Origin of the sequence: Peribacillus sp. ACCC06369 (assembly GCF_030348945.1) — a bacterium.
In the GTDB taxonomy this organism is placed as follows: domain Bacteria; phylum Bacillota; class Bacilli; order Bacillales; family DSM-1321; genus Peribacillus.
Genome location: NZ_JAUCEN010000002.1, coordinates 5,149,571 through 5,171,948, shown reverse-complemented (window position 1 = coordinate 5,171,948; position 22,378 = coordinate 5,149,571). Strand labels below are relative to the sequence as shown.

The window sequence follows — 22,378 nt, the reverse complement described above, 5'->3', positions numbered from 1 at the left end:
GTAGCTGGAGGAAGCCAGCTATCTTCAGTAGATTATGGCGCGGTTGCTACGATGTTAAACTCCGTTTAGAGACTTCGTTAAGCCCAGAAAAGAAAAGCGACGAACACCACAAAAAGGGGGTCGCCCCTATTTATTTTCCTGACTTTTGGAATAGCCCCGGTTTTATTTAAAAAGGAAATCAACTAAATTTCTACTCGAATTTCCTGTAGAGTATTGATTCCATTTTTGGTTAAAGGGAGCGATTTTCATGAATGGGTGATCGGCGGCGCGGATTTTCCTTAAGAGCTCTTCTGTGGTAGATACTACCGATCCGGGCATGGAAGAGGAGTAATCCTCCCAGAATCCCCGTTCCTGCACATAATTTTCTAAGTCATATGCAAAGAATATCATTGGTCTTTCCAGAAAAGAGAATTCAAATGGAATCGAAGAGTAATCCGTTATCAAAAGATCCGTACTGATCAGCAGTTGATTTACGTGAAATTCACTATTGACAGGATAAACGAACCCTGGGAATTTATGTCGTAAATCATGCTCTGCTTTTACGGCAGGATGCAGTTTAAGTAGTAACGCATAATTTTCACCCTGAAGTTCCTTGTAGAGCAATTCCAAATTGAGTGCTATCTCTCCATTGTTCAAGCCGTCATTACGGAATGTAGGGGCATATAACATGATTTTCTTATGCTCAAGTTCTGGATACTTGGCTAGCAATGCACTGCGTGCAGTTTTTTTGGCTTCATCATTGAAAAAGAAATCGGTCCGAGGTATCCCGGTCCTTAGGATATGGGATGTCGGTAGTTGAAAGCTTTCTTGAAAAATTTCCGCCATTCTCTCTGAACCTGCCGTAACATAATCAAATTTTTTATATACCTCTAAAAATCTTTTCCTTGCACCGGCAGAACGGTTTTGAATGGAAGGGTCTTTTGCCCCGAATTGCTTAACGGCACCTGCCGCATGCCAGACTTGTACACATGTCACTTGCTTTTTGAATGAAATGGCTGAAAGAAAGCCAAAATAATTATCAATGATAATCCATTTTGATGTAGCGAGATGATAAATGGATCGGAACATGGCAATGATATTTTTAGATTCAAACGGAAGGACGATGGTTTTCCCATCGTCCTTCACTTCTATATGACTGCTCGGTTTCATTAAAAACACTTTTTGAACAGAAATGTCCTGCTTGTCCATTTCATCTGCGATATATTGGCAATTGTCCCCGAATGATGTGACAAAGGTCGTTTTGCCATGTAAAGGGAAAAGTTTAAAGATAGAGAATAAAATTTTGAAACAAAAAAGATAAATCCCTATCGCGAATTCTTTAGCCATTAGTAACTTGTAAAAGGTCATCTTTAATTTGGGAAGTCGAAATGCCGATTGTTCTTGGAAGGTAGACCACTTCACAAACTTCAGATAATTCATCGAATTGGCCTTTCCAGTCATCTCCCATTACAAAGATATCTACACCTTCACGAATGATGTCTTCCCTTTTTTGTTCCCATTTGTCTTCAGGTATAACTTCATCCACATAGCGGATCGATTCAAGAATCATTTTTCTATTTTCAAAGCTATGGTAAGCCTTTTTATCTTTTAAAGCATTAAATTCATCCGTGGAAATGGCAACGATAAGGTAATCCCCTAAATCTTTAGCGCGTTTTAATAGATTAATATGCCCCCAATGAAGCAAATCAAAGGTTCCATAAGTGATTACTTTCTTCATTTTTATTCCTCCTGTAGAAAATGTATTTATATATTTAATCTTGATGGTCGCAAAAAGAATACATAGTCATATAACTACTTCATGATAAAGTAGAAGTCTTTTTAATTATAACAAATAAGATTTACAATTGAACCACAAAAATTTTACAATCTTGTTTAAATTGTAATGTGATTCACAATTTTGGATCCTATTCTATAATTTAATTGATCCTTAATCAAGAATATATAAATATATTAAAATGGTTATAATCAGATTTTAAGTATAACACATAGCTAAATTCTTAAAAGGATAAGGATATTTCATTTATGTTAAAAAGTGATAGGTAAATAGACCAGATTCGATTTTTTTGCTAGACTTGTTTAGGTTTCTTATATTAAAAAAATTCTTAACTTGATTATTGGGGAATTCGAGAAAAAAATGGCTTCATTATTATAAAATAAATGATATTTGGTAAAAGTAAGTTTGAAATTAGATGTTTGTAATCCTATAATATTCTTATTTGAAGCATATGATATGCATGCTGCCGAGAGGGGAGTTTCTTCAAAATGGAGAACTATATTTTTAAGAATAGAAAAACGATGAATGTTCGTCTCATTGATGAAGTATATTATATAGAAATAGCTATAAAAAAGAGTTTTCTTGAGGGAATAGAAGATCACTCTTTTATATTAACGAATAGATACAACATTGATGATATAATCCGTTTAGATTTTCACGTAAAAGATCAAACGGATGATTATTTTTTATTCGAAGTTAAGATGCCTTATCAAGCGATGCAAGATCGCCTTGTTGATGGTGAAATGTGGGATTTGCATATCCTTCGGCAGATGGAAGGTGCACCTGTAACAACACGGATCAAAAGTAATAATCGCCAGTTGAACTTCTTTTCGATGCTGAATGAAGATCGCAAGAAAATGTTTTATCCTTTCGCGACCAAAAAAGGAAACCTTTCCTTTTATGCAAACGATTATAAGATGTTTTCCTTTTTTGAGGATATTGAGCTTCGAAAGGATGGGACTCTTCATTTCAATGGTCATTTTAATTACCCACCATTATTCCAATTTGATGATTTGAAATTTGAAAAAGTTGAATTGCTCGTCAGGAATAATTTAAATGAAGAAGAAGTCATCATACCGTTAACTGGTATTGACCGTATAGACCTCGCGGAAAAATTCCCTGGAGTTAAGCTTCATGAAAATATCGGTTTTCAAGGTGAGGTCGACCTCAGATCTGAAATCAATGGTGAACAACCTAAATATTTCATGTTCTATACAGTTCTTCACTATCAAAAGAATGGCGAAATGGAAGAGTTAAGAAGCGTTCGCATGAAATGCAGTAATCTAAAGAATATGCCTGCAAACCGAATTGTTAAAGTGCAGGCTAAAAAAATACAAATTAAAATAAAAGCAACAAAATTCTCGAAGTACCTTTCTTTATCTACATCTAAATATAACTTTAAAACACAGGTCCTCAAAAAGGCAAAAAATAACTGGGTGAAAATTCGAAGAAGTAAGCGGCTTAAAAAATGGTATAAATCAGCTTTTGCGGTAGTGAGCTTGCTTATTCCAGCCAATAAAAAATTGGCAGTATTCGAAAGCTATCATGGCAAGCAGTATAGCGACAGTCCTAGGGCAATATATGAGTACATGAAAGAAAATAATCCAGAATATAAATTGGTATGGAGCGTCGACCGCGCTTCAGTTAAGTATTTTGCACAAAAAGACGTCGAGTATGTCAGACGTTTTTCCATACGATGGTTGTGGATCATGACAAGGGCGAAATATTGGGTTAACAATGTACGGTTCCCGCTGTGGATTCCAAAGCCTAAACACACGATATATATACAAACATGGCATGGAACGCCCCTTAAGCGACTTGCGATGGATATGGATGCAGTGCATATGCCTGGGACCAATACGGAAAAATATAAAGCGAACTTCTTAAGGGAATCGAGTAATTGGGATTATTTAGTTTCGCCAAATGCATATTCCACAAAGATTTTTCAAAGGGCGTTCCAGTTCGACAGGAAGATGATTGAGTCAGGTTATCCCCGTAATGATTTCCTGCATAACTCGAATAATGAAGAAACGATAAATAATCTCAAAAGAAAATTCAATCTACCTCTCGATAAGAAACTTATTTTGTATGCCCCAACCTGGAGGGATAATCAATTTTTCAGGAAAGGGAAGTATAAGTTTAATTTGGAACTCGATTTAGTGAAGATGCAGGAAGAGCTTGGCGATTCCTATATTGTCATCATGCGTATGCATTATTTAGTGGCCCAAAATATGGATCTTTCCCAATTTGAAGGCTTCGCCTATGATTTCTCACATTTAGAGGACATTCGTGAGCTATATTTGATATCTGATTTACTAGTGACGGATTATTCTTCCGTATTCTTCGATTATGCGAACTTAAGAAGACCTATGATTTTCTTTACGTATGATATAGAAGATTATCGTGATAACTTAAGGGGATTTTATTTTGATTTTGAAGAAAAGGCACCTGGTCTTTTAACCAAAACCACGGAAGAACTTATTGAAGAGGTTAAAAATATCGAAAGAAGCAATTTCAAATTAAGTGAACGATTCGAAGAGTTTTATCAAAAGTTTTGCTATTTAGAATGCGGGCAATCTTCTAAACGAGTTGTTGATGAAGTGTTTGCTAAGGGCAATACTACTGTTTAGAATGGGCATTCAAATCCTGAAAATGCCGGCTGTTTAACAGTCGGTTCTTTTATTGAAAGGGGAGGCTTATGGCTTCAATAGTGACAAAAGTAAAAGCTATGCTTACAAGCGCCTATAAAATGGCTTTTGCAATGGCAGGAAAATTATTGCCAGTGGACCAAAAGCTTGTTATATTTGAGAGTTTTTTAGGAAAGCAGTATAGCTGTAATCCACGAGCTATTTATGAATACTTGCAGAGTCACCATCCTGAATATAAAATGTACTGGAGCGTAGATAAAAGGTACAGAGCTCATTTCGAAGAGGCTGGCATTCCTTATCTCGACCGTTTTTCATTTAGTTGGCTGCTTAAAATGACTAGAGCCCGTTATTGGGTAACGAACAGCAGGCTCCCGCTTTGGATTCCGAAGCCGAAGCACACAATCTATTTGCAAACGTGGCATGGGACGCCATTAAAGAAACTTGCGGCGGACATGAATGAAGTTCACATGCCTGGAACAACGACGGATAAATATAAAGAAAATTTCCATGCCGAATCAAGTAAATGGGATTATTTAATTTCCCCGAACGCTTATTCAAGTGAAATTTTTGCCAGGGCCTTCAATGTCGATGCTTCTAAAATTCTGGAAACCGGTTATCCGCGTAATGATATACTTTACAATGGGAATAATCGTGATACAATCGACTCATTGAAACAGAAGTTGGGTATACCAATAGAGAAAAGGATCATCCTTTATGCACCAACTTGGAGGGATGATGAGTTTTATAGCAAGGGAAAATATAAGTTTGAAATAAAACTGGATCTGGATCGAATGAAACAGGAATTGGGGGAGGAGTATGTCATTTTACTCCGTCTTCATTATTTGATTTCTGAGAACTTGGATTTATCGGCATATCAAGGATTCGCCTACAATTTATCCAGTTACGAAGATATTAGTCATTTGTATCTTATTTCGGATTTATTAATAACGGACTATTCATCCGTATTCTTTGATTACGCAAATTTACAGCGTCCGATGCTTTTCTATGTATATGATATTGAAAAATACAGGGACAAGCTTCGCGGGTTTTACTTTGATTTTGAAAAGAATGCACCTGGTTTGTTAGTAAAAACATCTGATGCGGTCATTGATAGTATCAAGACGATGAAATATGAAAATACCAATGAAATCAATCATTTTCACGATCGGTTTTGTGCACTCGAGGATGGCCAGGCTTCACGCCGTGTCGTAGAAAAAGTGTTTTTAGGAAGGTCTGTGTAATTTATGAGCTCAGCTTTGACCGTTTTAAAAGAACAAATCAATAGTTTTTATTTGGTAAGGCGTTTATCTGTTTATGAGGTGAAAAGTGCCAACAGCAATAACTATCTGGGAATCCTATGGGAAATCATCAATCCGATGATACAGATTGCGATTTATTGGTTTGTATTCGGATTTATAATCTTAAATCGCGGTGATAATTTCCTTCCATGGCTTATGGCAGGGATCGTTGTCTGGTTTTTTGTGAATCCTGCCATAACCCAAACGTCTAAATCCGTCTATTCCCGACTGAATATGGTATCCAAGATGAGTTTTCCGATGAGTGTCATTCCTTCGTATGTCATCTTTGCTAAGTTGTATCAGCATCTCATGCTGCTGGGAGTCATTATCATATTATTGAGTTTTACTGGATACCTCCCAACAGTTTATATCATACAGCTGCCGTATTATGTTGTTGCGACGGTTGTGCTGTTATTTTCATTTGGCTTAATCTCTTCAACATTATCAACCATTATTCGTGACGTTCACAATATAATCGTGTCCTTAATGAAAGTCTTGTTTTATTTAACACCAATCCTTTGGGTATTGGATGCTAAGGAGCACCCTATCATAGTCAATATCATGAAGCTGAATCCACTATATTATATTGTCGATGGGTATCGAGCTTCATTGTTGGGGGAATCATGGTATCTGATAGAGCATTGGGAATATACGCTTTATTTCTGGGCAGTCGTTATCATCTTGTTTTTGATAGGTTCCTCGCTGCATGTCAGGTTTAGAGATCGCTTTGTTGACTTTAAGTAAACTGGAAGTGAGAAAAGTTGGAAAAATCGGTAATAGTCAAAGATATTACGAAAAAATATAAATTATATAATAAAAACTCGGAAAAATTATTGGATCTCCTTTTGCCTAAAAGCTATGGGGAAGAGTATTTTGCTCTGCGGAATGTAAGTTTTGAAGCGGAAAAGGGCGATGTAATAGGATTTGTCGGGGTCAACGGATCCGGAAAATCCACATTGTCCAATATTATTGCAGGCATTATCCCGCCTACGGACGGAAATGTCCAAACTAACGGGAAAACGGCTTTGATTGCCGTGTCATCTGGCCTGAATAATCAGTTGACGGGCAGAGAAAACATCGAGCTGAAAATGTTGATGCTTGGATTCGATAAAAATAAAATCAAGGAACTTGAGCCTGAGATCATCGAGTTTTCAGAGTTGGGCAAGTTCATTGACCAACCGGTGAAATCCTACTCAAGCGGTATGAAGTCAAGGCTTGGTTTTTCCATTTCTGTGCATATTGATCCAGATATCCTGATTATTGATGAGGCCTTATCAGTCGGGGATAAAAACTTTGCTGAAAAGTGTTTGGAGAAAATGAACGAATTTAAGGAAAAAGGCAAAACGATGTTCTTTGTCAGCCATTCAATCGGTCAGATGAAGAAATTTTGCCAAAAGGCTTTATGGCTTGAATATGGAGAGTTAAAAGCATACGGCGCCATGAACGAAGTAATGCCGCAATATGAAGCATTCTTAAAAGAATATAACGCTATGTCTAAACAAGAACAGAAAAAGTATCGTGAAGAACAAATGAAAAGGCGTAGTTCTGCACTGGTATGAAAGTGAAAAGCAGACCCGAAGCTTCGGGTCTGCTTTTTTTAGTTAAGCACTTCACCGTACGTTTTCTCAAACCGCTCGGCAGCTGTAATATGGGAGTATTCGCTTTCCATTTTATATCTTGCTTTCGAAGCTAACATTGCTGCATATGTAGGGTCATTAAGCAGAATGGAGATGGCTTGTGCAAGTGCTTCTGTATTTTTTTCCTCAACTAACAGACCGTCTTCACCATCAATGAGAATCTCCTTTAAACCTCCGATTGCACTTGCAATGACGGGTGAGCGGCAACTCATCGCTTCTAATGCAGATATGGATGTAGCTTCTTCCACACCGTGGGAATGAACGCTTGGGATGAGTACGATATCCGATGCTTCATAGAGGTTATGCATTTTCTCGAAAGGCACTGAACCCAAGAAAAGTACGGAATCGGATATTTTGAGCCTTGCTGCCGTTTCCTCAAGCCGGGTTCGCTGTTCTCCTGTACCTGCATAGACCAATATCGTTTCATGATGATTTTCCAGTACCTCCGGCAAAGCAAGGAGCGGATAGATGACACCGTTCTTTTCAGTCATTCTTCTAGGAACGAAAAGCATCTTTTTATGTAGGGGGATTTGAAAATCCTGGCGAGTTTGCTCCCGCTTTGCCATTTCCGGTTTGAAAGCAGACACATCAATGAAGTTCTTAATCGTGTCCGCCTCTATATGTGCTAAATGATTTATATAGTCTTTGATCCTTTGATCGACCGTCACAACTTTTGCAGCAGACCGATAGGCTTTTCTTTCAAGCTCCCGAATGAATAAATCTTCTTCACTATCCGGAAGGAGAGCGCCCCTGCTGACTGCCTCGAATGAATAATATCCATGGACAGTTTGCACCGTTGGTATCCCGGATTCAATGGAGGCAAGCGTTGCGAAAATATCTTGAGCATTAATGACATCATAGTTCTTTTTCAAGGCTTTAATAGATGAAGCCAATAATTTTTGGCGTTGTCTGTCATTGAAAAGCTGGCCGCTCCCCTGTTTTACTTTATTTAATAAAAATCCCGGAGCCTGGGCGAGCATCTTCCTCTTGAAAGGTGGCAATTGAGAGAAAGATAATATGTCCACATCATGGCCCCGCGACATTAAACCCTTTTTTAACGTAGTGATATGACTCGATAGCCCTCCTTCATGAGGGTAGTTGAAAATCGTTGTGATTAAAATGTTCATAAAGGCACTCCTTCTTCTAATGTATTACTTTGGTGATCTAATCCTTTTCATTGTCTGTAGGCTGCTTACTTTAAAAAGTAAGGATAGTGCGATATATAATCCGAATACGAGAAGCGAGATGATCACTAATTCCATAATGATGGGTAACGTTAGGGTAAGCGGATGGATCCAGAGAGCAAGTCCGTAAATGATGCTTCCGATGATGATCTGCTTGCTGCCTTCCTGAAAAACATCCGTGAAAGCGGCTTTGTCCGCCCTTTTTGACTTTAGCCATAGGAAGCCGAATAGGTAAAGTGATTGCAGGAGCATGGAAATGCCCGAGGCTAAGGCAATTCCACCGACTCCAAGATGACGTGATAGGATCCAACTGAGCAGGACATTAAGCAATACGGCAATCAGGCAGGAATACATGGCCACTTTTGTTTTTTTTAAGGCGTAGAAGGCGTTCATCAAATAATCCCTTAGTGCAAAGAACGGGAGGCAAGCTGAATAAAAGATAAATGCCGCATAGGTCGTTTCGGTAGCTGAAGCATCGAAAGCCCCGCGTTGGAAAGCCAGAGTGATTAAGCTGTTTCCGCTGATTAACATGACGATCATGAAAGGAATGGCTAGAAATAAAAGCGACTTCAGCCCCTTTAAGGTCAAATTAAGGAAAGATTGATAGCCTATAAGTGCCCGCTCGACGATTGAAGGATACAATACGGTGATCAGCGGCGTGAGGACAATGCTCAATGGCAGCCACAGCAGCCGATTCGCATAGTTCAGTGCTGATACGCTTCCGGTTTCAAGCGAGGTGGCAATAATCCGATCGACGACACTATTCAATTGAATCGCCAAAGCGGCGATGATGATTGGGTAAAAGGTGTACAGTGTTTGGGCGATCTGCCGTTTATGAGGCAGGAACGTGACGATTGGCCGGATTCCGTATCTCTTTAATGATGGGTATTGAATAAGGAACTGGCAGGCTGCACCGAACACAAACCCCCAAGCTAACCCTTCAACCCCAAAGGGAGCAGCGAGCAATACGGTGGCTGCTATAATGACCGTGTTTTGTGCAGTTGAAGTTAGTGCTGGCAGAATAAAACGCTTATTCGCATTCAGGACACCCGTCGCCATGTATGAAAGCGTGAAAAATAGTAAACTTGGCAGCATGATCCGGGTCAGGGACTCCGTTAGTGCAAGCTCTGAATCAGAGAAACCGGGGGCTACCAATATGACGAGCGGTTTTATGAAAATCATGCAGGCAATGGTCATGATGCCGGCTACCAGCATGAAAAAGGAACCTAAAACACTGATGAATTCATCAGCTTTCAAAGGGTTATCTGCCTTCTTTTCCAAGTATATGGGGATGACGCCGGCCTGAAGACCGCTGCCGAGAGCCGTAAATAGAATGGTTGGTATGAGGCTTGCCACGAAAAAGACATCCGCCATTGAGGATGCCCCGAAATAGGCGGCTATGATCGATTCCCGCCCGAATCCGAGGACTTTTCCAACGGCTGCAATAATGGTGACGAGCCCGACCGATTTAATTACATGTGAAAGAGTAGGCATATTTTCAATCCTTTAAAATGATGTCCTTTTGTATACAGAAGCCCAAACAACTATAAAAAAATAGTGTAAAGGTTTTATCTTCGAGAATATTGTAAAAAAGTCCTGCTAATAAAGCTGCCAACATCAGGCAGATGGTGAACACTGTCAAAGTGCCATTTCCCGATTTAATGATTTTACGGTAGGTAAAAAGGATGAATGCTAGAACCGCGAGAAAACCAAGCACCCCAGTTTGTACGAGAATCTGGATATATTGATTATCGGAATACATCCTTTCACCAATTTGGTATTCCTGATAGATTGGTGAGGAAAAGGTAAGCGTGGCAGAATCTCCGAAGGTTGCCATCCCTGTACCGATTATGGGATGATCTTTGAAAATTTCAATTCCCTTGATTAGGACATATAACCGGCCCCATTCCGTACTCTGGTGTAAAGTCTTATCAGAGAACATTTCAGAAAATCGATTGGAGAGGGCATGTTCATGTTCGGAAGTGGGTGTGCTGCCAATTACCATATTTTCCATGGGAACAGATGCGGATACCTCCACTTTACTTGAAGCGAATAAAACTGGGTAATAAATCAGAAGCAGGCCGAGAACTAATGCTCCTGAAGCATATTTGAGAAATGGTTTATTTCTAGTCCAAATGATGAAGACAAGTGCCGCGAATCCGAATGCAATCATCGTTCCCCGTGAATAGGTAAGCAGTAACGTACCAGAAAGTATGATGGACGCTAGAAAGACGATGGATTTATATTTTTTCAGCGACTGGTAAAGAAAGAAACTAAGGAATAACTGGATGCTTAAGAATAAGGCAAATACATTAGGGTTGGCAGGTGCACCATAAATCCTCATCCGGTTTGTTGGAGAAAGATTCCACATTTCCCATGCGTGGGGAAGCAGGATCGTACGCGAAAAGATTTTCTCCAATATACCATGCAGGCAAAGAAGGATTGTAAATATTAGGATTACCTTCAAAAAGCGAAAGATATCCTTTCTTTCTAGATTTAATTCACCGATAATGTAAAGAAGCAAGAATGTAACAAGCAAAGCCCGGAGTTCAAATACGATAGGGAGGATTCCCACTCCGTTAATGAGTGCAGCTACGGCACCAACTAAACAAAACAACCAAAATGGCAAGGTGAAATGATAGTTCGAAAAATGCCATTCGTTCTTCTTGAATCTTTCAATAAGCAAAGAAACGAATAAGGTGAGGATGATCAGGTCACCTGTATAGGTTAAGCCGCTATTCAGTTCCATCAATAAGGGACGGGCAGGGAAGTAAATGAATAGAATTAATAACAGGTTTTTTTTATTTATACCGATAAAAAAGAGCATCAACGCCGTTGCCATGTAACCGGCGATAGGGTGAGGCACTGCTAATGGGACAAGCAGGCACATGACTAGAATGGGTAATGATTGTTTGTCTAAAAAATTCAATTGATTAACCACCTTTGAATCGAAAAATCACGTTCTATTATGTGTATGAAAAAATTTCTTGAATAATACCCCACCCTTTAGATGTATAGTACATATGAAAGGCTGAAGTTAAATGACAGAAAAGTTTGTTGAGATACTATCCATACCATTCATTGATAGCAATATGGATGAATTCGTGAATGGAATGATCTATCCAAGATTAATGAATCAGGAAAAAACGTTTGTCGTTACGGCAAACCCAGAAATAGTGGAGTATGCAAATGAACATCAGGATTATAAGGACATCATAAAATCGGCTGATTACATCACTCCGGATGGCATTGGTATTATTATGGCCTCTAAATGGCTAAATCAACCTTTGCAAGAACGGATTACAGGATTCGACTTGATGAATGAATTATTTAGGGTCGCTGATGAAAAAGCGCTTAAGGTATACCTGCTTGGAGCGGAAGAACATGTTATTGAAGCAGCTGCCCGTAAAGCAAAAGAGCTATACCCGGGTCTCGAGTTGGTGGGATACAACCATGGTTACATTGATATTAAGGACGATGGGCTTGCTAAGTCGATAGCGGAACTTGAACCTGACATCATTTTGACTGCATTAGGGTTTCCTAGGCAGGAAAAATGGGTTTCCAGACACTATTCGATATTTAATAAAGGGTTGTTCATGGGAGTTGGGGGGAGCTTTGATGTTCTTGCGGGAAAGGTGAACCGCGCTCCGGTTTTCTGGCAGAAGATGCGTCTTGAATGGTTGTACCGATTGATCCAGCAACCTTCACGGTGGAAACGGATGCTTGCACTGCCAAGATTCGTATTCAAGGTTAGACGGTTAAGGAAAACGGTGCAGCGTTCCTGAACTTAAGGAGTGGACTGGATGAGAATCTTGCATTTAAACGCTGGTAATGAAACTGGCGGCGGTATGTTTCATATTATGTCCTTACTGAACCAATTGAATAAAGAGGAGTGCTTGCTTGGTTTATTTGAAGATGGTGAATTTTACCGGAGGGCCAGGTCCTCTGGGATACAAACTGAACTTTTCAAGCAACATTCGAAATATGACCTTTCAATTTTGAAACCTTTACGGGACTTTATCCGTCTAAATAATATAGACATCATCCATACCCATGGTCCGCGGGCGAATATATATGGTGCTTTATTAAAGCGCCTCATTAAACGTCCTTGGCTTCTTACTGTTCACAGTTCACCTCAACATGATTTTTTAGGCCAGGGTGTAAAAGGAAAATTGTTTACGGGCCTACATGTAAGGTCATTTCAATATGCCGATCATATACTGGCAGTTTCCGATCGCTTTAAGCAGGACTTGATTGACCAGGGAATCCATTCGTCCAAAATTACAAAGATCCTAAATGGAATTGACTTTGAAAAGGAATTGCCTTTCCCCTTTCAAAGGGATGCTTTCGGGTTTGGGGCAGATGATTTCATCATCATCATGCCTGCAAGGCTTGAACCGGTGAAAGGTCATGAATTTGCCTTAGCGGCATTAAGTGAAGTGGTATCAGAATTCCCCCATGTAAAGCTGTTGCTTGCTGGGGATGGGAGCAGGAGAACTGTTCTGGAAAATATGGTCTCGGAAAAGGGATTATCCGATCACGTGCACTTTTTAGGGTATCGTGAAGATTTGGAAAGAATCTACCCATTGGGGGACGTCACATTATTGACTTCCTTAAGCGAAAGCTTTCCATTGGTACTACTTGAAGGAGCAAGATCCGGTCTGCCGGCAATCACTAGTGATGTTGGCGGTGTAAAGCAATTGATTCCTGATGGGAGCAAGGGCTGGATTACGGATATCGGCAATGTCGATCAGCTGAAATTGGCCATCTGCAACGCTTTAGAATCAAAAAAATCCGGAAACCTGACAAAGATAGGGTTGGATTTACAAAAATTTGCAAAAAACAACTTTTCTATAGAGATTTTAGCCAATAACGTATATAATGTTTATTTGAGGATGAAAAATTAAAATAAGCATTTATATATAGGTTTTCTTATAGATCGTTACGGGTATTAGATTTTTAGTTGAAATGAGGTGGTTCTTGATGTTAATAGGGGCCTTGTTGGTAGCCTTTTTATTATCCATTTTTTTGACTCCTTTTGTCGGAAAACTGGCCTTTAAATTAGGAGCTACCGATAAACCGAATGAGCGAAAAGTGCATAGTAAAATTATGCCGCGCATGGGCGGTTTAGCTATATTTTTGAGTTTTTTCATTACCTTCTTACTTTTTACAAATGATTTTTGGGGACAATTGCCGCTCCTGGTGGGAGCACTTGTCATCATTCTAATCGGGATGGCTGATGATATATATGAATTAAGAGCTGCACCCAAATTCCTGGGCCAGGTTTTGGCTGCCCTCATTATCGTATTATGGGGCGGTCTTGAAGTGGAATTCATCAATTTGCCGTTCTTTACCGATACACTTGAATTTGGTGTTTTAAGTATACCGATCACCATTTTGTGGATTGTCGGCATCATTAATGCAATTAACCTTATAGATGGACTGGATGGTCTCGCAGGTGGTGTCTCAACGATCGCATTAGTGACAATTGCAACAATGGCCCTTATTAAACATGATCTGTTTGTTGCTATGGTCGCATTGATCGTGATTGGAAGCACTCTGGGCTTTTTGAAATTTAACTTTCATCCGGCAAAGATTTTCATGGGAGATACAGGTGCCTTATTTTTAGGTTACATCATTGCCGTCCTGTCCCTGCTAGGATTTAAAAACGTTACGATGATTTCCTTGATCGTACCGATCATCATCTTGGGTGTGCCCATTTCGGATACATTTTTCGCGATTATCCGCAGGGTCGTCAATAAACAGCCAATCTCGGCTGCTGATAAATCCCATTTACATCACTGCTTGATAAACTTGGGATTCACTCATAAGCAGACTGTCTTGCTCATTTACGCTTTAGCTGCCTGCTTCGGCTTAGCGGCAATAATCTTTTCATTTGCAACGATGTGGGGAGCTTTGTTCCTTGTAACTGGACTCCTGTTGATCATAGAGATTTTTGTGGAGAAAATTGGTTTGGTCAATTCAAACTATCAGCCGTTGCTGAAGATGCTCAACTTTAAAAACAAGCCATGACCGCTTTGCAAATAGATTACTAGATTAGAAAGGCCTCCATCCGTTACTTTAAAACGGATGGAGGCTTTTTTTGACATGAGAGAATTGAAGAGGAAGCAAGAAAAAGTGAAACCCCCACTTCATGACTGAGTGGGGGTTTCACTTTATTCTTGTATTTGTGATTGAACGGATTCAGTTTGATTGCCTTCATTCGGTCCCAGGTTCAAGTGGGATTGAAGCAACAGCTTAGTGTTGGCTACTGATGTTTCGTTGAGCTGATAATAATAGGTTCCGCCAATGGTAGAATCCTGACCTTCAAGTTTGATTGTTTCAAGATTGAGACCTTTATCGGTAGTTACATATTTTATGAAACCTCTCATTTGTGAGAATTGAAGGTTCGTTGTCATATTGTCACCGACAGCTTCCATTACGCCTGTATATTTAGTTAGTGATCCAGCAGAGGTTGCTTTGGCAATGATGGCTTTTAGGACTTCTTGCTGACGCTCACCACGTTGGATATCACTGTCCTTTTTACGTGTCCGTGCAAACGCTAATGCTTCTTCACCATTAACTGTCTGTAATCCTTTTTCAAGATGGATGGCATTCCTCTTGTCCTTTGAATCCATTTCATTCAATTCATATGGTACGTCGACTTCGATTCCGTCCAATGAATCCACGACATCGATGAAAGCATTAAAGTTCATGCGGACATAATAATCGACAGGGATATCGAATAACTCCTCAACGGTGTCCATCGTTGCTTTTGCTCCACCGGCAGCATGCGCCGCGTTGATTTTCGTGGTTACGCCTTTGGCTGGCACGTACACATATGAATCACGGGGAATGCTTAATAGTTTTATAGATTTTTGATCTTTATTGAAAGTAGCCAAGATTAAAGCATCCGAGCGTGAGTTTCCTTTAAAGTCACGTTCCTTACTATCATCGATCCCTATGAAAAGAATGGAGAAATTATCTTCGAGCGGGTCGATCGCTGCACTCCGCTTTGCAGATGCTTCCACAGGGTCATAAGAATCATTGAATACATTCTGGGCTTTCATATACAGGGTTGCAGCATACGTAGAAGCCCCCAGACCAAGTACCAGCAGCGGAACAAGCAATAACCAAAGTCTCTTTCGCCTTTTTTTCTTTGTTTTTTTAATTTTATAGACACGCCTAGTATTAGACATCTTTTCTTCTCCTTTTAAATAACGAACATCAGACATAAATCGCTATTTTTCGAATCCTGCAGTTTATATTTCGTCAATTAATCCTAATTTTACAATGATTTAATAATTTCGTAAAATAAATATTTCTTTTCAATTATATTACAGCATAAAAAAGGAAAAATATGCAGGAAGAAATCAGGTGAATTCCTGTTCCAAATATAGCATTTCGTCCTCAGTGATTTGGCCTTGACCATTTGTCAGCTCTGTAATCCAGGCGGTATATGCCTCTTTTTGTGTTTCCCCGACATATACAAGGATATTGACCTGATCGAGGTACTGAATTTCCTTTATTTGATAAATGGAAGATCGCAATTCGTTTTCCAATTTTCCAAGCCAGGTATAGTCGACGGTTGTCGAAATGACCCGCATTAATTTTCTAATGACTACACCGGTGGTATTTATTCCTTCTGAAGTCGCTTTGCTGTAAGCGCGAATGAGACCGCCAGCACCAAGTTTGATGCCGCCAAAATACCGTGTGACCACAACCGCCGTGTCTTTCAGTTCTTTTTTCTTAAGAACTTCAAGGATAGGGACGCCTGCTGTACCGCTCGGTTCTCCATCGTCGAGAGCTTTTTGGATTTGATTTTGTTCCCCGATCATATAGGCAGAACAATTATGTGTAGCATCTTTATGCTTTTTCTTGATCTCCTGGATAAAGGCCTGTGCGGCTTCTTCGGTTTCGACTCGGGCGATGTGGGAAATAAAACGGGATTTTTCAATGATGATTTCGTGTTCGCCGCGACCTGCCACCGTTAAATATTGAGTGAGCATTACTATTCCACCTTCGTACTTCCTATTAGTTGATTTATTATAAGGCTTTGCGGAAAAAGTGGCAATGACGATCCATTTTCATACTGGCATGTGTAAAGAAACTTTAATATAAGAAAAATTTGTACGTGTTATAATTAATTCTATTGCCTGTTATTGTTATTAGCTGGTCACATATGCTTAAAAGAATAACATTCTAGGAAAAACATGCGTCCTGTACCATAATCCTGGCTTGTCCTTAACGTGTCCTCTCATTTCAAGGATTTTGCCATTTAATAAATGCATCTGTTTCATATGATAATCAATGGAGCGGAATATCCCATTTGTTTGAAAAGGATAATTTGTATTAGGATAATAGAAATTGCTTTCTGCCTTTAATTAGGTAGACTATTACGCTATTCATAGCCGGGAAAATGAGATGTATAGTAAATATGTACATTTTGTGGAAATCCGAAAAGGAAATTAACGTATTTTTATTCTTTTTTTGGTACAATATGTTCATGAAGGTTACTTCACAAAAGTTTCCTGAAATTTAACCATTCATGAAAAAGGAAAAGAACTTTTTTCCATATACATAGTCTTTAAGACAATAAATTGTTTAAGTCTTTTGATTTAAGTGGAGGGATCTTAATGTCCATAAAAAAGGTTGATGCTAAAGCATTGGACAAGATCTTAGAAACAATGGTGAGCACTGTCAGTGAAAGTAAGGGTGAGGTCTTTGATATCGGCGAACAATGCCGAAAGGATTTTGAGTCACTGACAAAAGAGCTTGATGATGTGAAAATTAGGGTTGCCATTGTGATAACCGATAGCGATGCACTGGATTCAAAAGCCAGGTTTGCTCGAAAAAGGCTTTCCGAAGTCAGTATGCACTTCAACCATTTTTCTGAAGAACAGGTGCGCGATGCTTATGAAAGGGCACATAAGCTGCAAGTCGATTTACAAATAAACCGGCAATTGGAGAAAGAGCTCCGTAATCGCCGGGATGAACTTGAGTTAAGGTTAAGGGGTTTACAGCAGACGATCGATAAAGCGGTGCATCTCGTTTCGCAAATATCGGTGGTACAGAATTATTTGACGCAGGATCTTAAATTTGTGGGGGAAGCCCTTCAAGAAGCGAAACGCAAACAGGACTTCGGTTTGAAAATTATCGAAGCCCAGGAGCAGGAACGTAAAAAGCTCTCGCGGGAAATTCATGATGGTCCGGCGCAAATGCTGGCAAACGTCATGATGCGTTCAGATTTGATAGAACGAGTACAACGTGAGAGAGGTCCTGATGAAGCGCTAGTGGAGATCCGTAGTTTAAAGGTCATGGTAAGGAATGCTTTATATGAAGTGCGCAGAATCATCTATGATCTTCGCCCTATGGCACTTGATGATTTAGGCCTAGTTCCTACCCTCAGAAAGTATTTGCAAACGACCGAAGACTATAATAAGGGCGTGCATTTGAATTTCGTCAACCTTGGACAGGTCAAAAGGCTTCCTTCCGATATGGAGGTCGCTTTATTCAGGCTAGTTCAAGAGGCTGTACAAAATTCTTTGAAGCATGCGGAGCCAAAACAGGTTCAAGTTAAACTGTCCATTTCCAAAGAGATGGTGACCGTTGTCGTCAAAGATGATGGAAAAGGGTTTGACTCTTCAATCCAAAAAGAAGGTTCATTTGGATTGGTAGGCATGAGGGAAAGAGTCGAGTTGCTTGAAGGTGAAATGACGATCGATTCACAACCAGGGGCAGGCACTTTGGTGTTTATACAGATTCCCTATCATTTATAAATATAGAGAATAGACATTTTAAATAGAAACTAGGAGGAAGAAGCCGTTGAAGACTAGTATCATCATTATCGATGACCATCAGCTTTTCCGTGAAGGCGTAAAGCGCATATTAGATTTTGAATCATCCTTTGATGTTGTTGCCGAGGGCGATGACGGAAGCGAAGCTATGGATCTCGTTGAAACACATAAACCTGATGTTGTCATCATGGATATCAACATGCCGACTATGAATGGGGTCGAAGCGACAAAAATGCTCGTGAACCGTTACCCTGAAACAAAAGTCATCATCCTTTCCATTCATGATGATGAAAATTACGTGCAGCATGCATTGAAAACAGGAGCACAAGGTTACCTGTTGAAAGAAATGGACGCAGATGCGTTGATTGATGCCGTTCGTGTAGTCGCTGAAGGCGGCTCATACCTTCATCCGAAGGTTACCCATAATTTAGTTAAAGAATATCGCCGCTTAGCAGCTGAAGAGGGTGCTGATCGTGATTCCATTCACACAATAGAAATCAGGAGGCCGCTTCACCTATTGACTCGACGTGAATGTGAAGTACTTCAACTTTTAGCGGACGGAAAAAGCAACCGTGCCATCGGCGAAACTCTATATATCAGTGAAAAAACAGTCAAGAACCATGTGAGTAACATTCTTCAGAAGATGAATGTGAATGACCGTACACAAGCGGTCGTCCTAGCTATTAAAAATGGCTGGGTAGAAGTGAAGTAATGAAAGCTTTCGATAAGTCCGGCTCTTCAGTTTCCGCAATGCGTACTGAAGGGTCGGACTTTTTTGTCGGTCTCGATTTAAAATTGGGATTTTACATATTTATGGTAATGAATAAAGCTATTTAATGCAAATAAAGGCATTGTCAGATAGTATGGTGAATAAGATACAGAGTAAATTTTTATAAGGATGGTACTATTTATGAAAACCTCAGTCGTAACAGATAGCACTGCATATATACCCAAGGAAATTCGTGAACGTCTACATATACATATGATGCCGCTTAATGTCATTTTTTCCAATGAAGCTTACCGGGAAGAAGTGGACATTACTGCGGATGAGTTTTATGAGGAAGTAAAGAGGCAGGAGAAATTACCGACCACTTCACAGCCTCCAATCGGACAGTTTGTCGAGAAATTCGAGGAGCTGCAAAAAGAATATGATGATGTTATTTCGATTCATTTATCGAGCGGAATCAGTGGTACGTATCAAGGAGCGGTATCGGCAGGTGAAATGGTCGAGGGGATTAGGGTACATGCCTTTGATTCGGAAATCAGCTGCATGGTCCAGGGGTTTTACGTGATTGAGGCGGCTAAGATGGCACTCGATGGTAAAGGTGCAGGAGAGATCATCGCCAGGCTCGAAGAAATGAAACCATCCGTCAAGGCATACTTCATGGCAGACGATCTATCCCATCTACAGCGCGGTGGACGCTTAAGCAGTGCCCAAGCATTGATTGGCAGTCTGCTTCAAGTGAAGCCGGTCCTCCATTTTGTTGATAAAGTCATTGTTCCTTTTGAAAAAATCCGTACAAGAAAAAAAGCGATGAAACGGATTGCTGATTTACTTGGAGATGACGCGGCAGGCGGCGAGAAGTATAAAGCCGTCATTATTCATGCAAAGCGAGAAAGTGAAGCTGAAAGTTGGAAAACCGAACTTGAAGTTCGGTTCCCTAATGTCGAGTTCGACATTAGCTATTTCGGTCCAGTAATCGGAACGCATCTGGGCGAAGGCTCGATGGGGATGGGCTGGTATAAAATATAAGCTGGTACGCCTTTCCCTTGAAAAAGGGGAAGGCGTTTTTATATGAGCAAAAAGGGATCTGAGAGTAAAAAGCGAATGATATGGTGGAGTGTATTTTATTAAGAAAGAAGGTTGCAGCTTGGAAAATATGATCATTCCCCCTCCTTTTTCCCCGGAACTACAGAACCATCTCATGGGAAGGCACCTTTTGGCCTTCGAAATCCCCTTCTCTCAAGAACTAATCGCAGGACATCTCAAGAATGGGTATGTATCGGAAACTTGCGGAGTGCAATCCGAGAGTGGCCTGTTTAATTGTGTTCGCTGCGGTAACAAAGATCAAGCTTCGTTTTATACGTTCCCATGTAAGATGTGCAATCGGGATTGCACTTACTGCCGCTCCTGCATCATGATGGGACGGGTCAGTGAATGTGCAAAGTTATATAAATGGACCGGTCCGGGTGTTCAGTTTGAGGTTCCGGACAATGTGATGAGTTGGGAAGGCACTTTATCTGCAGGTCAGCAAAATGCCTCTGACTGTGTCGTTGAGGCCATACACGGAAAAAGTGAATTCCTGGTATGGGCAGTATGTGGCGCCGGTAAGACGGAGGTCCTATTTGCAGCAATTGGGGCAGCCTTGCATTCCGGGAAACGGATCTGTTTGGCAACACCGCGGACCGATGTCGTTCTCGAACTCTCACCGAGGTTAAAAAAAGCCTTTCCTGCCATTGAGGTCACGACCCTCCATGGAGGCAGTGCAGATCGACATGGATTTTCGCCACTAACTGTTTCCACTACACATCAGCTTTTCCGTTTTATTGAAGCCTTTGATGTCATCATCGTCGATGAAGTCGATGCGTTTCCCTACTCAATTGATGATTCGCTCCACTATGCGGTTAATAAATCGAAAAAGTTTTCTGCCGCAACCATCTACTTGACCGCCACACCTACGAAACGGATGCAGCGGCTATATCGAAGCGGAAAATTGAAAGCCGTTATAATCCCAGCCCGTTACCATCGTCAGCCCATCCCTGTCCCTGAAATGAAATGGAGCGGCAACTGGCAAAAACTATTTCTTCAAAAAAAGATTCCTCCCGTAATCAACGGATGGGTAACTGAACGCCTTAGGCAGAATATCCCCTTCCTATTATTTTTTCCAAGTATTCAAGTGATGGAGCAAGTCATTCCTCTGTTTCAAAGGCTGTCCCCTGAATTAACGATTGTCCACTCACAGCACCCTGATCGAAGGGAAAGAGTACTGGCATTAAGAAATGGAATGGTTCCAGGGTTATTGACCACGACCATATTGGAACGGGGCGTGACAATTGAACGGTTGGAAGTAGCCGTGATTGGTGCTGAACATGAAGTGTTTTCAGAAAGCGCCCTCGTTCAGATTGCAGGCCGGGTAGGGAGGAGCTTTGCTAACCCAGCCGGGACGATCACCTTTTTCCATTACGGGAAAAGTAAGGCGATGGTCAAGACGGTTCATCATATACAAATGATGAATGAAGATGCCAAGAAAAGGGGGCTGCTGGATGAGTAGATGTCTTGTTTGTGATGAAGGAATGAAGGAGGCATTGACTTGGAGGAGCCTATTGGTAAGGGCCGAGGCAAAGGCAATCTGTGAAAGGTGTGAGGGGAAACTTAATAGGATAACCGGAGAAACATGTAAAATGTGCTCAAGGGAGCTGGACGGTAATTACAGCACAGGTGACCTCTGTCTGGATTGTTCAAGATGGGAAAGGGATAGGGAATGGGGAGGCTATTTGTCGAAGAACATATCGCTATTTCATTATAATGAATACCTAAAAGATATTATTGCCAAATATAAGTACCGAGGGGATTATGCATTAGCTGAGGTTTTCGTCCCTTTTATGAAAGACAGGTTAAAGGACATGGTGTTTGACCTGGTAACGGCCATCCCTCTTAGTGATGAACGGCTTAGGGAACGGGGATTCAATCAGGGACAGGCATTAGCAGACCTTCTTGGACTTCAAACCGTTGAGACCTTAACGAGAATCCATTCGGAAAAACAATCAAAAAAATCACGTCAAGATAGACTGTCATTACCGCAGGTATTTCGGGTCATACACCCCAATTTGCTGGAGCATAAATCAATTTTGATCATCGATGACATTTACACGACAGGCACAACTCTCAGGCAAGCAGCCAAGTCATTGAAAACAGCTGGGGCCAAAGAAGTATCATCCATCACCCTTGCTAGGTGAAACAGCTCATTTTAAACAACATCCTAAAGTATCGCCGGTATTATTCGATATATAAAGTACTGAAGAATAATCGTTGTGATGGT

General features: G+C 40.5%; 18 protein-coding genes and 1 pseudogene. 12 read left to right on the top strand and 7 right to left on the bottom strand.

Translation table 11 applies throughout. From position 1 onward, the window contains the following. Nucleotides 1–162: 162 nt before the first annotated feature. The gene (locus tag QUF78_RS26295; RefSeq protein ID WP_289327005.1) at nucleotides 163–1,326 is read right to left on the bottom strand and encodes a CDP-glycerol glycerophosphotransferase family protein; all 1,164 of its coding nucleotides are present in this window, start codon (nucleotides 1,324–1,326) and stop codon (nucleotides 163–165) included. After that, a complete protein-coding gene (tagD, locus tag QUF78_RS26290) occupies nucleotides 1,319–1,717 on the bottom strand; it encodes a glycerol-3-phosphate cytidylyltransferase (RefSeq protein WP_289327004.1) in 399 nt (132 codons plus the stop codon). The genes QUF78_RS26295 and tagD overlap by 8 nt, the downstream gene beginning before the upstream one ends. A 545-nt stretch (nucleotides 1,718–2,262) precedes the next feature. Here tagD and QUF78_RS26285 point away from each other — a divergent pair. From QUF78_RS26285 to tagH, 4 genes and pseudogenes are all read left to right on the top strand, one after another. Beyond that, on the top strand, nucleotides 2,263–4,404 hold the full coding sequence (locus QUF78_RS26285) for a CDP-glycerol glycerophosphotransferase family protein (protein WP_289327003.1): 2,142 nt from the start codon (nucleotides 2,263–2,265) through the stop codon (nucleotides 4,402–4,404). Between the two features lie 86 nt (nucleotides 4,405–4,490). Further along, nucleotides 4,491–5,663 (top strand): annotated as a pseudogene (locus QUF78_RS26280) (CDP-glycerol glycerophosphotransferase family protein); the annotation flags it as partial. Nucleotides 5,664–5,666: 3 nt separating this feature from the next. Further along, entirely contained in the window at nucleotides 5,667–6,464 is a 798-nt protein-coding gene (locus tag QUF78_RS26275) for an ABC transporter permease (RefSeq protein ID WP_289327002.1), read from the top strand. Between the two features lie 17 nt (nucleotides 6,465–6,481). After that, nucleotides 6,482–7,279: a teichoic acids export ABC transporter ATP-binding subunit TagH gene (gene tagH, locus QUF78_RS26270; RefSeq protein ID WP_289327001.1), complete on the top strand. Its 798-nt coding sequence runs from the start codon at nucleotides 6,482–6,484 to the stop codon at nucleotides 7,277–7,279. Between the two features lie 38 nt (nucleotides 7,280–7,317). Here the strand turns inward: tagH and QUF78_RS26265 are convergent, their stop codons facing one another. From QUF78_RS26265 to QUF78_RS26255, 3 genes are read right to left on the bottom strand one after another with little or no spacing between them, the layout of a single operon-like run. Continuing rightward, a complete protein-coding gene (locus QUF78_RS26265; protein ID WP_289327000.1) occupies nucleotides 7,318–8,484 on the bottom strand; it encodes a glycosyltransferase family 4 protein in 1,167 nt (388 codons plus the stop codon). Between the two features lie 24 nt (nucleotides 8,485–8,508). Further along, complete coding sequence (gene murJ, locus QUF78_RS26260; protein WP_289326999.1) at nucleotides 8,509–10,035, bottom strand: murein biosynthesis integral membrane protein MurJ; 1,527 nt, start codon at nucleotides 10,033–10,035, stop codon at nucleotides 8,509–8,511. Nucleotides 10,036–10,039: 4 nt separating this feature from the next. After that, nucleotides 10,040–11,470, bottom strand: coding sequence for an O-antigen ligase family protein (locus QUF78_RS26255; RefSeq protein WP_289326998.1), 1,431 nt, complete (start codon nucleotides 11,468–11,470; stop codon nucleotides 10,040–10,042). 112 nt (nucleotides 11,471–11,582) lie between these two features. Between QUF78_RS26255 and QUF78_RS26250 the strand changes: the two genes are divergently transcribed. From QUF78_RS26250 to QUF78_RS26240, 3 genes are all read left to right on the top strand, one after another. Beyond that, nucleotides 11,583–12,326: a WecB/TagA/CpsF family glycosyltransferase gene (locus tag QUF78_RS26250; RefSeq protein ID WP_289326997.1), complete on the top strand. Its 744-nt coding sequence runs from the start codon at nucleotides 11,583–11,585 to the stop codon at nucleotides 12,324–12,326. Between the two features lie 18 nt (nucleotides 12,327–12,344). After that, entirely contained in the window at nucleotides 12,345–13,448 is a 1,104-nt protein-coding gene (locus QUF78_RS26245) for a glycosyltransferase family 4 protein (protein ID WP_289326996.1), read from the top strand. A 76-nt stretch (nucleotides 13,449–13,524) separates the two neighbouring features. Then, complete coding sequence (locus QUF78_RS26240; protein ID WP_289326995.1) at nucleotides 13,525–14,574, top strand: glycosyltransferase family 4 protein; 1,050 nt, start codon at nucleotides 13,525–13,527, stop codon at nucleotides 14,572–14,574. A gap of 143 nt (nucleotides 14,575–14,717) precedes the next feature. Here the strand turns inward: QUF78_RS26240 and QUF78_RS26235 are convergent, their stop codons facing one another. After that, nucleotides 14,718–15,740: an LCP family protein gene (locus tag QUF78_RS26235; protein WP_289326994.1), complete on the bottom strand. Its 1,023-nt coding sequence runs from the start codon at nucleotides 15,738–15,740 to the stop codon at nucleotides 14,718–14,720. 174 nt (nucleotides 15,741–15,914) lie between these two features. Then, a complete protein-coding gene (locus tag QUF78_RS26230) occupies nucleotides 15,915–16,550 on the bottom strand; it encodes a YigZ family protein (RefSeq protein WP_289326993.1) in 636 nt (211 codons plus the stop codon). A 627-nt stretch (nucleotides 16,551–17,177) separates the two neighbouring features. Here QUF78_RS26230 and QUF78_RS26225 point away from each other — a divergent pair. From QUF78_RS26225 to QUF78_RS26205, 5 genes are all read left to right on the top strand, one after another. After that, nucleotides 17,178–18,320: a sensor histidine kinase gene (locus QUF78_RS26225; protein ID WP_289314374.1), complete on the top strand. Its 1,143-nt coding sequence runs from the start codon at nucleotides 17,178–17,180 to the stop codon at nucleotides 18,318–18,320. Nucleotides 18,321–18,366: 46 nt separating this feature from the next. Beyond that, the gene (locus QUF78_RS26220; protein WP_283916290.1) at nucleotides 18,367–19,050 is read left to right on the top strand and encodes a response regulator; all 684 of its coding nucleotides are present in this window, start codon (nucleotides 18,367–18,369) and stop codon (nucleotides 19,048–19,050) included. 198 nt (nucleotides 19,051–19,248) lie between these two features. Then, entirely contained in the window at nucleotides 19,249–20,091 is an 843-nt protein-coding gene (locus QUF78_RS26215; protein ID WP_289326992.1) for a DegV family protein, read from the top strand. Between the two features lie 187 nt (nucleotides 20,092–20,278). Continuing rightward, the gene (locus tag QUF78_RS26210) at nucleotides 20,279–21,610 is read left to right on the top strand and encodes an ATP-dependent helicase ComFA (RefSeq protein WP_289326991.1); all 1,332 of its coding nucleotides are present in this window, start codon (nucleotides 20,279–20,281) and stop codon (nucleotides 21,608–21,610) included. Further along, nucleotides 21,603–22,295 (top strand): ComFC family protein, encoded by a 693-nt coding sequence (locus QUF78_RS26205; RefSeq protein WP_289326990.1) that lies wholly within the window; start codon nucleotides 21,603–21,605, stop codon nucleotides 22,293–22,295. Before QUF78_RS26210 ends, QUF78_RS26205 begins: the two co-directional genes overlap by 8 nt. Nucleotides 22,296–22,378 lie beyond the last annotated feature (83 nt).

Bases quoted from the DNA above. Each gene is read 5' to 3' on its own strand.
- QUF78_RS26295 (WP_289327005.1), bottom strand. From the start codon at position 1,326: ATGGCTAAAGAATTCGCGATAGGGATTTATCTTTTTTGTTTCAAAATT.
- tagD (WP_289327004.1), bottom strand. From the start codon at position 1,717: ATGAAGAAAGTAATCACTTATGGAACCTTTGATTTGCTTCATTGGGGG.
- QUF78_RS26285 (WP_289327003.1), top strand. From the start codon at position 2,263: ATGGAGAACTATATTTTTAAGAATAGAAAAACGATGAATGTTCGTCTC.
- QUF78_RS26275 (WP_289327002.1), top strand. From the start codon at position 5,667: ATGAGCTCAGCTTTGACCGTTTTAAAAGAACAAATCAATAGTTTTTAT.
- QUF78_RS26265 (WP_289327000.1), bottom strand. From the start codon at position 8,484: ATGAACATTTTAATCACAACGATTTTCAACTACCCTCATGAAGGAGGG.
- murJ (WP_289326999.1), bottom strand. From the start codon at position 10,035: ATGCCTACTCTTTCACATGTAATTAAATCGGTCGGGCTCGTCACCATT.
- QUF78_RS26250 (WP_289326997.1), top strand. From the start codon at position 11,583: ATGACAGAAAAGTTTGTTGAGATACTATCCATACCATTCATTGATAGC.
- QUF78_RS26245 (WP_289326996.1), top strand. From the start codon at position 12,345: ATGAGAATCTTGCATTTAAACGCTGGTAATGAAACTGGCGGCGGTATG.
- QUF78_RS26240 (WP_289326995.1), top strand. From the start codon at position 13,525: ATGTTAATAGGGGCCTTGTTGGTAGCCTTTTTATTATCCATTTTTTTG.
- QUF78_RS26235 (WP_289326994.1), bottom strand. From the start codon at position 15,740: ATGTCTAATACTAGGCGTGTCTATAAAATTAAAAAAACAAAGAAAAAA.
- QUF78_RS26230 (WP_289326993.1), bottom strand. From the start codon at position 16,550: ATGCTCACTCAATATTTAACGGTGGCAGGTCGCGGCGAACACGAAATC.
- QUF78_RS26225 (WP_289314374.1), top strand. From the start codon at position 17,178: ATGTCCATAAAAAAGGTTGATGCTAAAGCATTGGACAAGATCTTAGAA.
- QUF78_RS26215 (WP_289326992.1), top strand. From the start codon at position 19,249: ATGAAAACCTCAGTCGTAACAGATAGCACTGCATATATACCCAAGGAA.
- QUF78_RS26205 (WP_289326990.1), top strand. From the start codon at position 21,603: ATGAGTAGATGTCTTGTTTGTGATGAAGGAATGAAGGAGGCATTGACT.